Genomic DNA, 13,462 nt, shown 5'->3' on the forward strand with positions numbered 1-13,462 from the left:
TGAGTACGGAGATAGCCCGTGAATAACTCTACATCGCATTCTTTAGCGGTTAAGACGCCGCTTTCCAGACTTTACCTCGCTCTATTTTCCGCGCCGCTGTTACTGTTTTTACCTGCCGATGTCGCGCGTGCAGCCGATGCCTTTTTTGATGGCGACTCGCGTATTACCGAAACGCTGGGTTACACCGGAGATGTTTATGTTGGACGTAACCAACGCGGAAACCTGCTGATCGATAATGGCAAAATCACCGCCTATAACATCAATATCGGTCGGCTGTTCGACGGCAAAATTTATGAAAGCGTGGTCACGGTCCGTGGGCCAGACGCTGAGCTTAACGCGGTGAACGATCGGTACGTCCTTCGCGGCGACCTGAATCTTGGCCTCGGCACCCTGCGAGTCGAAGAGGGCGCGCTGGCGAGCGCAAAGGAGATCGTTGTCGGCACCACCCGCGGCTACGACAGCCACCTAATCGCCACGGGTGCCGGCTCTCGTGTGACCAGTAATTTTCTCAGTGTAGGCACCGATCTGGGCGCACGCTCCACGCTTGCGATTGAAGACGGCGCGTCGCTCAGCACCGCTTACGATGCGCGCATCGGCAACGGTACCGGGCCGGGTGAAACCGACACGCTGAGCCCGAAAGCCACCGTCACGGGGAGCGGGTCACAGTGGAACGTTGGCCGTACGTTGACGCTATATGGCGACCTGGATGTGGTGAACGGCGGAACGGTTAACGTTGGCGGCGTGCAGGTGGCGGGCGTCTCCGGCGCAGGGAAAACTGCCGAACTGGTTATTGCAGGCAAGGACTCGCGCTTTACCAGCGGCAGCAGCGTGAGCGTGGGCGATTACGGCAATGGCGTGCTGTCTGTGATTGACGGCGGTTCATTTTCCGCTGGCAGCAATGCGCTGATCGTGGGGACATCGGGTTCCGGCTCGAACCGGGGTGCGCTCATCATCGGCAGCCGCGGCAATATGGACACCGGCACGGGTTTAACTGAGCCAACGCTTGGCACGGCGGGCGGCGCAGGTACCCTCGATGCGAAGACGGCAATCAGCCTTCGTGGCGGACTGTTCGGCAGCTATGTCTACTTCAACCATACCGACGGAAATTACCTCTTCAGCAACACGATGAGCGGTGAAGGTGATGTGATCAACACCTCCGGGCAGACGACGCTGAACGGCGATCTTTCCGCACTCAAGGCGAACGTAACCGCGCGGGGCGGTAAAGTCATCATTGCCAGCAATATTAATACCCAGCCAGAAGACGATATCTTTGACGTCCAGACCCTTAGCGCGGAGAACGGCGGCACGTTGATCCTCAACGCGACGGCGGGTTCAGACGTCAGCAACGGGGTGGGTTATAGCAGCGCCGCGTCAATCAAGTCCGGCGGCACGCTGGGCGGCAACGGGACGCTGGGCCAGACCGAGATCCTGTCCGGCGGACATATCTCGCCCGGCGACGGCAATATCGGTACGTTGACGCTGAAACGCTATCTGAACTTTATCGGCGAATCCTTCTATGACGTGGATATCGCAGGAGATGGCCGCAGCGACCAGCTACTGGTATCGGGTAAAACCACCATCAGCAATCAGGCTAAGGTACAGGTCACCGCGCTGGATCCGCAAACCAGCTATAAAACGGGCCAAAGCTACCGCATTTTGACCTCCGACGGGGGAATCGACGGTGAGTTCGCCGGAGCGATCTCCAAATCCGCATTCCTCGACGTGGCGCTTAAGCAAAGCACCAACGCCGTCGATCTGACCATCGCGCAGAAAGAAACCGGTGGCGAGAATCCTGGAGGAGAAAACCCCGGAGGCGAAAATCCTGGTGGTGAGAATCCTGGCGGTGCAAACCCCGGAGGCGAAAATCCTGGCGGTGAAAACCCCGGAGGTGAAAACCCGGGCGGTGAGAATCCTGGCGGTGAAAACCCGGGCAGCGGCAAGCCGGGCATTTTCCAGACCGTGGCCCAAAGCAGCAACCAGTGGAATACCGCTGGCGCGCTCTCCACGCTGACGCAAAGCGGCCCGTCGCTGGCGCTGTATAACTCGCTGCTTCTGCTAAGCGCACCGGAAGCGCGCGAGGCGTTCAACCAGCTTTCTGGTGAAGTTTATCCGTCAATGCAGTCCAACCTGATCGCTGGCAGCACGCAGGTGTTTAACGTGTTAAACCAGCGGATGCAGCGCGCGTTTGATAACGACAGCCTGCCGATACCACCGTTAGCCATGTCGCTGGTGCAGCAGCCGGAGCCGCAAAACAATGGCGTCTGGGGCCAGACCTTCAGCTCCTGGAGCCGAAACAGCGGCGACGGTAACGTGGGCAAGCTGGACGGCAACACCACCGGCTTCCTGCTGGGGGCAGATCGCAAACTGGCGGACCATAACGTGCGTGTCGGCGGCTACTTCGGCTACAGCCGGGGTGATTATGACGTCGACAGCCGTCGCTCCTCAACGGATACCGACAACTATCACCTTGGTCTGTATGCGGCGGGTCAACAGGATGCGTTCTCCCTTCGCGGCGCGCTGGGTTACACCTGGCACAAGATCGAAGGCGAGCGCAATGTTGATTTCAGCGGCTTCTCGGATCAGCTGAAGTCAGATTACGACGCGAACTCCCTGCTGGCGTTCACCGAAGCGGGCTACCGTTTCGGCCAGCCAGACAGGAATATTGAGCCGTTCGTCAATTTATCGTACATCCGGCTGCATACCGACAGCTTCAGGGAAGACGGCGGTGCCGCTGCGCTGAGCGTCCGTAACGAAACGATGAACACCTTCTATACGACACTCGGGTTGCGCGGTGTGACCGAGTTGCCGAAGCACGTTAACCTCTACGGTTCGTTGGGCTGGCAGCACGCCTATGGCGATAAGAATACCTCTTCGCGCATGGCGTTTGCGGGCAGCGACGCGTTCATTACTCAGGGACAGGCCGTGGATGAGGATGTGATGGTCGGTGATATCGGCGTGAGCGTACAGCTGTCGCGTGCTGCGACGCTGGATGTGGGTTACCAGGGACAATATGGTGCGGATACCCGCGTCAACTCTGTTAACGCCAATCTGCGCTGGTCGTTCTGAATTATTTCCATTAAAAGAACCCGCCCTCGTGGCGGGTTTCTGCTTTTGGCTTCTGACGAAGCTAGGGATCGTTCCCAACCACGTCCAGCAGTTTGTTTTTAAAGATAAACAAACACGCCTCGTTGAAGTTACCTGCTCCTAACCGCTCCGACAGCACCGTTCGCTTGCGATAGAGGCTTTTAACCGACATATTCAGCTTATCTGCAATCTCTTCCATTGACCTCCCTGCCTTCAGCAACCTGATCATTATCGCTTCGTGTCGACTCAGCCGTAAGTTAAGCAGCCATTTGGTTGTCAGACGCCTGCCTTTCATATCAAGCACCAGATTGAATAACGACGCCATATCCGGAGCCGTAAGCGACGTGTTCATAAACAGCTTCATACTGAGAAGATCCTCCTCTCGAGGACGCATATCCAGCATAACGCAGCAGATCGTTTTTCTCGTTCTGGCCGGATGGCGTATCAGGTAATCATATAAACGGAGCGGCGTACGGCTATCAATCAGTACAGTATATTCATTTGCGTCGGTATCAAATATGTTTCTGTCTATCGAACTGAGGCAAATTATATCCGGGAAAAATAGCCGCATCCCCCTGACAAGGAAACAATCCTGAGTCACTAACACTATTGAAGTCGCCACTAACCATCCCTTTTAGATTAAAGCAAGCCCGCCTCTTAAGAAACAAGAACGCTTTCGTTTATAGCGCTTTACATTTACGGCAAATGTTTTCTGGCTTTGATCATCCCTCAATATGACATTGGTGAGCTAGACTTTTTGCAGACTATCACTCAATGTCTGTCGTTAATTATAAATAAAAAAGAATTTCAGAAAAGTCACTTCTCTGAACATTAAGAATTTTTGTCATGAAACTTCCCAAACATGTACCAGAAAGTACTTTAATTAACTCAGCAGAACTTCATTTCGAATATAACAAAACAGGAAGCAGAGAAAGAAAAACCATTTAACATCAATCAGTTAAAAAGAACAATCCTGCACTGAATTATCTAAAAAACTTACTTCTTCCAGAATTATCCCAAAACCTCTCAGCCGCTTTTCAACTTATTTATCCCCCAACATATCGGGTGTACATTAAGCCCAATCAGACCACTGAGATGAGGGCTCATAATTACCTTTAAGTAAGTACCCCATAACGTAGCATCATTCAGATTTAATGTTCTCCTTTATGCCCTTTAACACAGAGTTAAAAGGCGGCCGTGTTATGCAATGGATTCACGATAAACAAATGGCAAATAGATATGGAAAGATCGCTTAGCTTCACTACGTTATTCTTTTATCGCACCACAATATTATTGCTCCTGCTTTTACTCTTTCCTGTTCTGGTTCAGGCTGATGAATCCGTTTATGAGCATCAGATACAACAGGCACGTAACGGTAATTACGCTCTGTTTCTTGATTACCTACAGCGCTATGAGCAACAGCATGCTTTAACACCCGGACAGGTTGCGGACTGGTTACAGGTAGCCTCCTGGGCAGGACGCGATGATGAGGTTATCCGGGTCTGGCAGCGTTATGGTATTTATATGCCGCTGCCCGCTCGCGCCATCGCTGCTGTCGCCCAGTCCAGAAGAAACCAAAAAGCCTGGCCATCCGCCTTATCGCTGTGGAAAGAGGCGCTCAGCCTTGCGCCAGATAACGACGATTACCGCATCGGCTATGTTAAGACCCTGGCCGATGCCCGCAGAGATCGCCTCGCGCTTTCGGAAGCCCGGCAGCTGGTTAAGGACGATCCTTCTCCCGCGCACCTTGAGACGCTCTCCTATGTCTGGATGCGCCAGGGAAAAAACGGGGACCGGCTGCTGGCGGACATGCGTGCACTGAACGCCGCTCCCGAGAATAATGCCCTTCTTCGCGAGACGATCGATGCGTTAACGGAAAACCGGGTAAGCACGCCTGCACTCTGGCTGTCGCAAAGCGCGGCGATGTCTCCCGCGGAGCGCCGCCGCCTTGAGCGTAACGCCGCGGCTGAAAGGGTACGCCTGGCGGATGTGCCTGGCAGAACGGAGAAAGAGCGCCTGCGGCTGGCACAAAACGCGTTAGATCGCTATCACACCCTGCTTTCCCGCTGGCAAAACGACCCGCAGGCGGCTGAAGACGTCGTCCTTGCCCGTATCGATCGGCTTGGCGCCCTGTATGCGCAGGGTAATTACCGGCAGGTCATTAGCGAATATGAGGCGTTGACGGCCGCACAGCATCCGGTACCGGACTGGGCCATCGGCTGGGTGATCTCGGCATATTTGCAGGAGAAAAACACCGTCGCCGCCTTCTCGCTTGTGCAACGCTATCCACACTACGCCTCCGATCCGCAGGATGAGGAGCATGCGCTTTTCTACGCCTGGCTGGATACGGGGCAGTATCAGACCGCCCGCCGCTACGTTGAGCGCGAGACCCGCAGCGTTCCCTGGACCCGCTACGATTTCGGATCCCCGACCGCTCAGCCGAACGATCGGTGGCTCACCGGACAGTCTCTCAAACTTAACTATTTGCTGGCGACCAACGCCCTGCCGGAGGCCGAAAAGCTGTCGTATCGTCTGGCATCAACGGCGCCGGGAAATCAGGGGTTACAGATTGATTATGCCGCCCTGCTTCAGGCCAGAGGCCTGCCGCGCGCGGCCGAGCAAAAGCTTAAACGAGCAGAGGCGCTTGAACCCGCGAATCTGGAGCTTGAAAAACAGCAGGCTTACGTCGCAATGGACCTTCAGGAGTGGCGTCAGATGGATTTACTGGCTGATGACGTGATTGCTCGCGCCCCCGCCGATCGCAGCGCCCGTCGCCTGGACAGGCTCAGAGCGGTCCACCACATGTCTGAGCTGCGTCTGAACGCGGGTAAAGGATTGCACTCAGATAACCCCGTCAGCGGTAGCCACGACATGAGCTGGGACGCCACGCTCTATGGCCCGCCCGTGGCGGATAACTGGCGGCTGTTTGCCGGCGCCCGCTATGCCCAGGGGAATTTCGACGAAGGTAAAGGCATCAGCCGCCACCTGTTGGGCGGCGTTGAGTGGCGCCCACGTGACCTCACGCTCGAAGCCGAGCTCTCCAGCAACCGCTATCACGGCACAAACAGGCCGGGCGCACGGCTCTCAACAACCTACAGCCTGAGTGATAACTGGCAGGTCAGCGGTAACCTCGAACACTTGTCACGTGCGACACCCTTACGGGCATTACGCAATGGGATCAGCGCCAACCGGGGTGAAGGTGGGGTGCGCTGGTATCAAAACGAGCGACGTGAATACCAGTTCAACGCCGCCGTCAGCCGCTTCTCGGACCACAACCGCCGTCAGGAATACACCCTCTCTGGGAAAGAGCGTCTCTGGCAGACCCCGACCCTGACGCTGGATCTCGAACCGGGGATCGCCGCCAGTAAAAACAGCCTGCGGAATACGCTCTATTACAACCCGGCACGGGATCTGTCCGTGACGGCTGCCCTGTCCGTTGACCATGAGATGTACCGCCACTACGACACCCTCTGGAGCCAGCAGTTCGTGGCAGGAGGGGGCAGCTACTGGCAGAAAAATCAGTCCGCGGGTGCCGTTACCCTGCTGGGTTACGGGCAACGCATCCAGTGGAACAACGTTGTCGATACTGGCGTGATGCTGAACTGGGATAAGCGCCCTTACGACGGCAAACGCGAGAGCAATCTCTCCGTCACGTTAGATGCGACTTTACGCTTTTAAGGATGAATATGCTGAACACACGTTTTTCTGTAAGCCTGATCGTCATCGGCTGGCTCTGCCTCAGCGCGAGCCTCTGCGCGCAGCCGCTCTCCTTTATGGCCCCTGAAAAGAGGCCGCAGCTGGAGGCCAGCAAACCCTGGCCCGAGAATCAGTTTCTGGTCCTGGCCTACCACGACGTTGAAGATGATGCCGCCGATCAGCGCTACCTCTCCGTTCGCACCAGCGCGTTAAACGAGCAGATAAGCTGGCTTTTGCACAACGGCTATCACGCCATCAGCGTGCAGGACATTCTGGATGCGCATGAAGGGAAAAAAGCGCTGCCGCCGAAAGCCGTTTTGCTCAGCTTTGACGACGGCTACAGCAGCTTTTACACCCGGGTCTGGCCTCTGCTTCAGGCCTGGAACGTTCCTGCGCTGTGGGCGCCGGTGGGCAGTTGGGTGGATACGCCGGCAAATCAAAAAGTTAACTTCGGCGGTCTGATGACGCCCCGCGATCGCTTTGCCACCTGGGATATGGTTCGCGAGCTCAGCCAGTCCCCGCTGATTGAGATTGGCTCGCATACCTGGGCCTCGCATTACGGCATTCCGGCCAACCCGCAGGGAAGCCGTGAACCCGCCATCGCCAACCGTTTTTTCGATAACGCGACGGGGCATTACGAAACCGATGAACACTTCAACCAGCGGATCGCCGCAGACGTACGCAAAGTCACCGATAAAATCACCCAGGTGACGGGAAAAGCGCCGCGTGCCTGGGTGTGGCCCTATGGGGCTGCCAACGGTACGTCGCTCGCTATCGCCCAGAAACAGGGCTATCAGTTGGCCTTTACCCTGGAAGACGGGCTGGGAAACGTGCGCGACCTCGGCAACATCCCGCGCCTGCTGATCGCTGGAAATCCGTCGATAAAAACCTTTGCCAACACGGTTAGCCGCGTTCAGGAGTTTGACCCGGTGCGCGTCATGCATGTCGATCTCGATTACGTCTACGATCCCGATCCGGCCCAGCAGACGAAAAACATCAACAAACTCGTCCAGCGGGTCTACGACATGAAAATCAGCCATGTGTTTCTCCAGGCGTTTTCGGATCCGCGGGGCGACGGCAGGATCGATGCGCTCTATTTCCCCAACCGTCGGCTCCCGGTCCGGGCCGATCTCTTTAATTTTGTCGCCTGGCAGCTACAAACCCGCGCGGGAGTGAAAGTCTTCGCGTGGATGCCGGTTCTCTCTTTCGATCTCAGTCCAGCCTTGCCGCGCGTGCAGCGCCGGGATCGTCAAACGGGAGCGTTGACCGTGGCCGCCGAGCCCTATATCAGGCTCTCCCCCTGGAGTCCGCAGGTTCGCCAGCAGGTAACGGAGATCTATGAAGATCTGGCCCGCTATGCCAGCTTCAATGGCATCTTATTTCATGACGACGCGGTGCTGACGGACGTTGACGATGCCGGACAGGACACGACCCGGCAGAAGAGTCAGCGGCTTATCGGCTTTACCCGCACCCTGAGCCAGGCGGTGAAAAACATCCGTGGCCCGCAGATCAAAACCGCGCGGAACATGTTCGTGTTACCCATTCTCGAGCCGGAAAGCGAGGCATGGTTTGCGCAAAATATGGATGATTTTCTGGCGGCCTACGACTGGACGGTGCCGATGGCAATGCCGCTGATGGAGTCCGTCCCGGCAGAAGAGAGCAATGCCTGGCTGACGCGTTTAGTCAAAGCCGTCGCCGCACGCCCCGGCGCGCTGAATAAAACGATTTTTGAGCTACAGGCCAGGGACTGGGCGCAGAAACCGCAGCGTGCCGTAGCCGATGAACGTCTGGTGGAGTGGATGCGGGTGCTCCAGCTGAACGGCATCAAAAATTACGGTTATTACCCCGACGACTTCCTCAACAACCAACCTGATATTTCGCGTATCAGGCCTGAATTTTCTTCGTACTGGTATCCTGACAATGACTGATCGCATTATCGCCTTCTCTATTTTGTGTCTGGTATTCGGGTTGCCGTTAGGCGTAGCCGCGCTGTTTACCGGCGAACTGATTCTGGACTTTGTCTTTTTCTGGCCGCTTTTTATGTCCGTGCTCTGGGTAACCGGCGGCCTCTATTTCTGGTTTCAGCTTGAACGGCACTGGTCGTGGGATAACGCAACACCCGCCCCCGCCTTAGCCGGTGAGCCGTTAATCTCGATTCTTATTCCCTGCTTCAATGAGGAACGCAACGCACGGGAGACCATTAGCGCCGCGCTGGGTCAGCGGTACTGGAATGTGGAAGTTATCGCCATCAACGACGGTTCTTCTGATAACACGGCGGAGGTACTGCAACAGCTGGCGCGAGAGCAACCGCGCCTGCGGGTGATTAATCTCGCGGAGAACCAGGGGAAAGCCGTGGCGCTCAAGGCCGGCGCTGCGGCGGCCCGGGGCGATTTGCTGGTCTGCATTGACGGCGACGCCCTGCTCGACCGCGACACCGCGGCGTATCTGGTGGCACCGCTGATTCAGTATCCCCACGTTGGGGCCGTCACCGGGAATCCGCGTATTCGCACGCGCTCAACGCTGATTGGCCGCATTCAGGTGGGCGAGTTTTCTTCCATTATTGGCCTTATCAAGCGAACGCAGCGGATCTATGGCCGGGTCTTTACCGTCTCCGGCGTCATCGCCGCCTTTCGCCGACAGGCGCTGGCGGATGTCGGGTACTGGAGCCCGGACATGATCACAGAGGATATCGACATAAGCTGGAAGCTTCAGCTTCGCCACTGGGATATCTTTTTCGAGCCGCGGGCACTGTGCTGGATCCTGATGCCGGAGACGCTAAAGGGGCTGTGGAAACAGCGTCTGCGCTGGGCGCAGGGGGGTGCAGAGGTGTTTCTGGTTAACCTGCGCAAGATGGCCCGCTGGGAGCATCATCGCATGTGGCCCCTGTTTCTTGAGTACGCGCTATCAACGCTGTGGGCGTTTGCCTATGGGGCGACCGTGGTGTTGTTCATTCTCAGCCATATTATCCCTCTTCCCGCGAACCTGGCCGTTGCGAGCCTGTTTCCACCGGCGTTTACCGGGCTGCTGCTGGGCGTGATGTGCCTGCTGCAATTCCTCGTCAGTTTGTATATCGAGCGGCGCTACGAGCGGAAAGTGGCAGGCTCGCTGTTCTGGGTAATCTGGTTCCCGATGGTGTACTGGATGATTGGCCTGTTTACCACCCTTGTGGCATTTCCGAAAGTCATGCTTAAACGTAAACGCGCCCGCGCGCGCTGGATCAGTCCGGACCGGGGTAAAGGGAGCATTCAATGAACGAGAATACGTTAATTTTGACTGAACATCGGCTGGCACCGCGTCTTTTCGATGCCGCATTAACGCTGATAGCCTGGGGAGGATTCCTGTTTTTCCTTTACGCCAGGCTGTGGATGCAGTTAACCGAGGAGGGCGATCACCGCTGGAGCGTGATTATCGCCTCTTTTAATACGGTGCTGGTCTATCTGCTGATTGCCGCGTTCAACGGCTGGCTGCTGATCCTGTGGTATCAGTACAATCGCCGCCGCGCGCATGTGAGGCGGCGTCATCCGGAAATGTTGCGCCATGACGAGCTTGCCCAAAGTTTTAACGTCACGCCGCAAATTATGTCCGAGATGAGCCAGTACAACCTGCTGACGGTTTACCATGACCAGATTGGCCGGATCATTGATTTGAAGATCAGCGAGCAGCAGGAAGAGGAAGAGCAGTAATGAAACGCCCCCGCAACATGCCCTGCGGGGGCGTTTTTATAACAGGGAGACGCTATTTATCTTTCACCACAATCAGCGGTTCAATATCGCTCTCTTTCTTCACCACCAGCGAGTCATCCCCGCGCAGACAGGTTCCGCCATAGTTCCCGCCCACGGTAAAAGTGCAGACCTGAATGTATCTGCCGTCAACCTTCGGCAGGCACCATAGCTGCTGGTAGATATTTTTGCGGTCAACAAACTTGCCGCTGGACTGGTCCAGCAGTTCGTCCTGGGCGCCGATCAGATCGATATTGCTCCCGCAGCGTCCGGCGATCGGTTTAACGGCATAACCGGTCCGTTTGAGCAGATCGTTGACCTCAAAATCGGTATCCAGCAGGTAACGGTGGTTCGGGAACAGCTGCCACAGCACCGGCAGGATCGCCTTGTTACCTGGGATCACCGTCCACAGCGGTTCAAAGACCAGCACTTCCGGGCGCAGCAGGACGTCAATCAGGCGCACTTCACCTTGCGGGTGACCGGTGCGGATAGGCACGGCGGCGTACTCGGTTTCGCTCACCTCGCGGATCTGCTCAATCGCCGTTTCCCACGCCCAGGTTTTCCATACGCAGTTGACGTGACGGCCTTCATCATCAATCAGTTGCCCGGCGGCATCCCAGCTCAGCGCCCCCAGTCCGTGCAGGATTTTGGTTTCAAACCCGGCCTGGATCAGCGAGCGCTGAATAAAGAGCGCGTGGTAATCCTCTTCGATATCGTTGTCCTGCATGATATGGACAAACGGCCGCGCGTGGCTGTGCTTCCATGCGCCGGTCAGCTCCTCCAGCAGCCCTTCCGCCGGATTGTGGCCGGTGCCGCGATAGCCGTTTTTCACCCACTCTTCAAGAATGAGCCCGCCCTCGGTATGGCAGGAGGCGGAATCCGCGTTGTACTCGTAAACCTTGATGCCGCGTTCATCCATGCAGAAATCCATACGACCGGTGATCATATGGTGACGACGCCACTGCCAGGAGAGGCGCAGACGCGGCCAGAGAATTTTCGGGATGTCGAAAAGCGCGAGTAAGCTGTCGTCTTTCAGCACCTTGTCGGTGGCATGAAGGTACATCAGATGCAGTTCGTTGGTGGCTTTGATCAGCTCCTGCTCGGCGCTTTCGGTAATGGTGAAGTACTGGCAGGGATCGTTGTTGATAACGTGGCCATTGGCGCGAACGTACGCCTGTTGCAGGGCGTCGTTTTCATTGAGCCATTTTCCGTCGAACTGACGGTTGTTCTTCAATCGCGCGCCGCTGATTTTCAGCAGTTCACCGTCGATCTCCGGCTGAGGAATACTGTGTTCCGTCTCCTCCGTCTGGATCATCCAGCCGAGGATCTCGGTATCGTTGAACGTGTCATGAAGCGTATAGCAACCGTCCTCCACGCTCAGACGCAGCTCGCGCGTCCACTGCTGCCCCATCGGCAGCGGGGAGTGAATAACGTTCTGCTCGGCAATGCGCACTCTGTCATCCAGCAGCTGGGTAATAACGGCGACGTGGCCGGTTTCATGAAACTCACCGCCCTTTTGCCAGATGAGCAGCGCACCGGCCTGCGGCGCGCGTTTTGAGCCATTGGCAAAGGCCTGTAGCGGCAGAATATTGTCGTTTACCACCTGGCGCAAAAAACGCAGGGAGAAGATCTCCCACGCCATCCCGACGTCGGTAAAAACAAACCCGTGATTGAGAAACAGGAAACGGCGCGCAAACTCAACGCACTGCCATTTATGGCCCATGTATTCGTTGCCGATATAGCTGCGGAATTCCGCGTCTTCCGGGTAGTGACGCGGATCGAGACTGCCGTAATTTGAAGAGTAAATCGCCACGCCACCCGGCGCATAACCTAATAACGTCCCGAAGGGTGCGTCACTGCTTAACGTTCCTTTACGCATGTGTCCAACCTAAAACAGGCAGGCGGCAATTTTTTTGTTGGGTTGTCGTCGTCTGCACGTTGTAATTAACTGACAGAGGTGGCGTTATCATACACCCGCCCTGCCCATTACGCTCGCATCGTTAAACGGTTCCTGCATCTCCTGCTACACTGCCTCAACACAACACCAAAAAGGCAGGCCAACATGTCAGATAACACCTATCAGCCACCGAAAGTGTGGGAATGGAAACAGAATAACGGCGGCGCGTTCGCCAATATCAACCGTCCCGTCTCGGGCGCGACGCACGAGAAAGAGCTACCTGTGGGCGCGCACCCGCTCCAGCTGTACTCTCTCGGTACGCCGAATGGACAGAAAGTTACCATCATGCTGGAAGAGCTGCTGGCGCTGGGCGTGACGGGCGCGGAATACGACGCATGGTTAATCCGCATTGGTGAGGGCGATCAGTTCTCCAGCGGTTTTGTCGACGTGAACCCGAACTCGAAGATCCCGGCCCTGCGTGACCACTCCACCACCCCGCCGACGCGCGTCTTTGAATCCGGCAATATCCTGCTCTACCTGGCCGAGAAATTTGGTCACTTCCTGCCAAAAGATCCGGCAGGACGAACGGAAACCCTGAACTGGCTGTTCTGGTTACAGGGCGCGGCCCCGTTCCTCGGCGGCGGTTTTGGCCACTTCTATAACTACGCACCAGTGAAGATTGAGTACGCTATCGATCGCTTCACCATGGAAGCTAAACGCCTGTTCGACGTGCTGGAAAAACAGTTGGCGCGCGGTCGTTACGTAGCGGGTGAGGAATATACCATTGCGGATATGGCAGTCTGGCCATGGTTTGGCTGCGTGGCGCTGGGCAGCGTGTATAACGCCGCCGAGTTCCTGGATGCCGGGAAGTACACCAACGTGCAGCGCTGGGCAAAAGATGTGGCGAATCGTCCGGCTGTTAAACGCGGGCGCATTGTTAACCGTACCAACGGCGAGCTGAACGAGCAGTTACATGAGCGTCATTCAGCAAGCGACTTCGATACCCAGACGGAAGATAAACGTCAGGGTTGATCCATGACCGGGCGGTTCGCCGCCCTTCTTCCGC

Annotated in this window: 8 protein-coding genes; 6 read left to right on the forward strand and 2 right to left on the reverse strand. The window is 56.4% G+C overall.

From position 1 onward, the window contains the following. Positions 1–18: 18 nt before the first annotated feature. Positions 19–3,066 carry an autotransporter outer membrane beta-barrel domain-containing protein gene (locus tag O1721_RS25555; protein WP_032649505.1) on the forward strand — a complete coding sequence of 1,016 codons (3,048 nt, stop codon included), beginning with the start codon at positions 19–21 and terminating at the stop codon, positions 3,064–3,066. A 61-nt stretch (positions 3,067–3,127) separates the two neighbouring features. Here the strand turns inward: O1721_RS25555 and O1721_RS25560 are convergent, their stop codons facing one another. Continuing rightward, a complete protein-coding gene (locus O1721_RS25560; protein ID WP_045324834.1) occupies positions 3,128–3,655 on the reverse strand; it encodes a helix-turn-helix transcriptional regulator in 528 nt (175 codons plus the stop codon). 668 nt (positions 3,656–4,323) lie between these two features. On the opposite strand from O1721_RS25560, the gene pgaA reads away from it, so the two are divergent. From pgaA to pgaD, 4 genes are read left to right on the forward strand one after another with little or no spacing between them, the layout of a single operon-like run. Beyond that, positions 4,324–6,762: a poly-beta-1,6 N-acetyl-D-glucosamine export porin PgaA gene (pgaA, locus tag O1721_RS25565; RefSeq protein WP_032649509.1), complete on the forward strand. Its 2,439-nt coding sequence runs from the start codon at positions 4,324–4,326 to the stop codon at positions 6,760–6,762. An 8-nt stretch (positions 6,763–6,770) separates the two neighbouring features. Beyond that, positions 6,771–8,708 carry a poly-beta-1,6-N-acetyl-D-glucosamine N-deacetylase PgaB gene (gene pgaB, locus O1721_RS25570; RefSeq protein WP_032668621.1) on the forward strand — a complete coding sequence of 646 codons (1,938 nt, stop codon included), beginning with the start codon at positions 6,771–6,773 and terminating at the stop codon, positions 8,706–8,708. Continuing rightward, positions 8,701–10,032, forward strand: a complete 1,332-nt coding sequence (gene pgaC / locus O1721_RS25575) for a poly-beta-1,6-N-acetyl-D-glucosamine synthase (RefSeq protein WP_015571860.1) — start codon at positions 8,701–8,703, stop codon at positions 10,030–10,032. The genes pgaB and pgaC overlap by 8 nt, the downstream gene beginning before the upstream one ends. Next, positions 10,029–10,463 carry a poly-beta-1,6-N-acetyl-D-glucosamine biosynthesis protein PgaD gene (gene pgaD, locus O1721_RS25580; protein WP_015571861.1) on the forward strand — a complete coding sequence of 145 codons (435 nt, stop codon included), beginning with the start codon at positions 10,029–10,031 and terminating at the stop codon, positions 10,461–10,463. Before pgaC ends, pgaD begins: the two co-directional genes overlap by 4 nt. A gap of 52 nt (positions 10,464–10,515) precedes the next feature. Here the strand turns inward: pgaD and gss are convergent, their stop codons facing one another. Continuing rightward, positions 10,516–12,378 (reverse strand): bifunctional glutathionylspermidine amidase/synthase, encoded by a 1,863-nt coding sequence (gene gss / locus O1721_RS25585; protein ID WP_015571862.1) that lies wholly within the window; start codon positions 12,376–12,378, stop codon positions 10,516–10,518. A 183-nt stretch (positions 12,379–12,561) separates the two neighbouring features. On the opposite strand from gss, the gene yghU reads away from it, so the two are divergent. After that, positions 12,562–13,428, forward strand: a complete 867-nt coding sequence (gene yghU / locus O1721_RS25590; RefSeq protein WP_032649511.1) for a glutathione-dependent disulfide-bond oxidoreductase — start codon at positions 12,562–12,564, stop codon at positions 13,426–13,428. Positions 13,429–13,462 lie beyond the last annotated feature (34 nt).

Source organism: Enterobacter cloacae complex sp. HYC033_NIDB, from assembly GCF_056673335.1.

What these genes read in the sequence shown, in the direction of transcription:
- gss (WP_015571862.1), bottom strand. Translation starts at nt 12,378, where the DNA reads ATGCGTAAAGGAACGTTAAGCAGTGACGCACCCTTCGGGACGTTATTA.
- pgaA (WP_032649509.1), top strand. Translation starts at nt 4,324, where the DNA reads ATGGAAAGATCGCTTAGCTTCACTACGTTATTCTTTTATCGCACCACA.
- pgaC (WP_015571860.1), top strand. Translation starts at nt 8,701, where the DNA reads ATGACTGATCGCATTATCGCCTTCTCTATTTTGTGTCTGGTATTCGGG.
- pgaD (WP_015571861.1), top strand. Translation starts at nt 10,029, where the DNA reads ATGAACGAGAATACGTTAATTTTGACTGAACATCGGCTGGCACCGCGT.
- O1721_RS25560 (WP_045324834.1), bottom strand. Translation starts at nt 3,655, where the DNA reads ATGCGGCTATTTTTCCCGGATATAATTTGCCTCAGTTCGATAGACAGA.
- yghU (WP_032649511.1), top strand. Translation starts at nt 12,562, where the DNA reads ATGTCAGATAACACCTATCAGCCACCGAAAGTGTGGGAATGGAAACAG.
- pgaB (WP_032668621.1), top strand. Translation starts at nt 6,771, where the DNA reads ATGCTGAACACACGTTTTTCTGTAAGCCTGATCGTCATCGGCTGGCTC.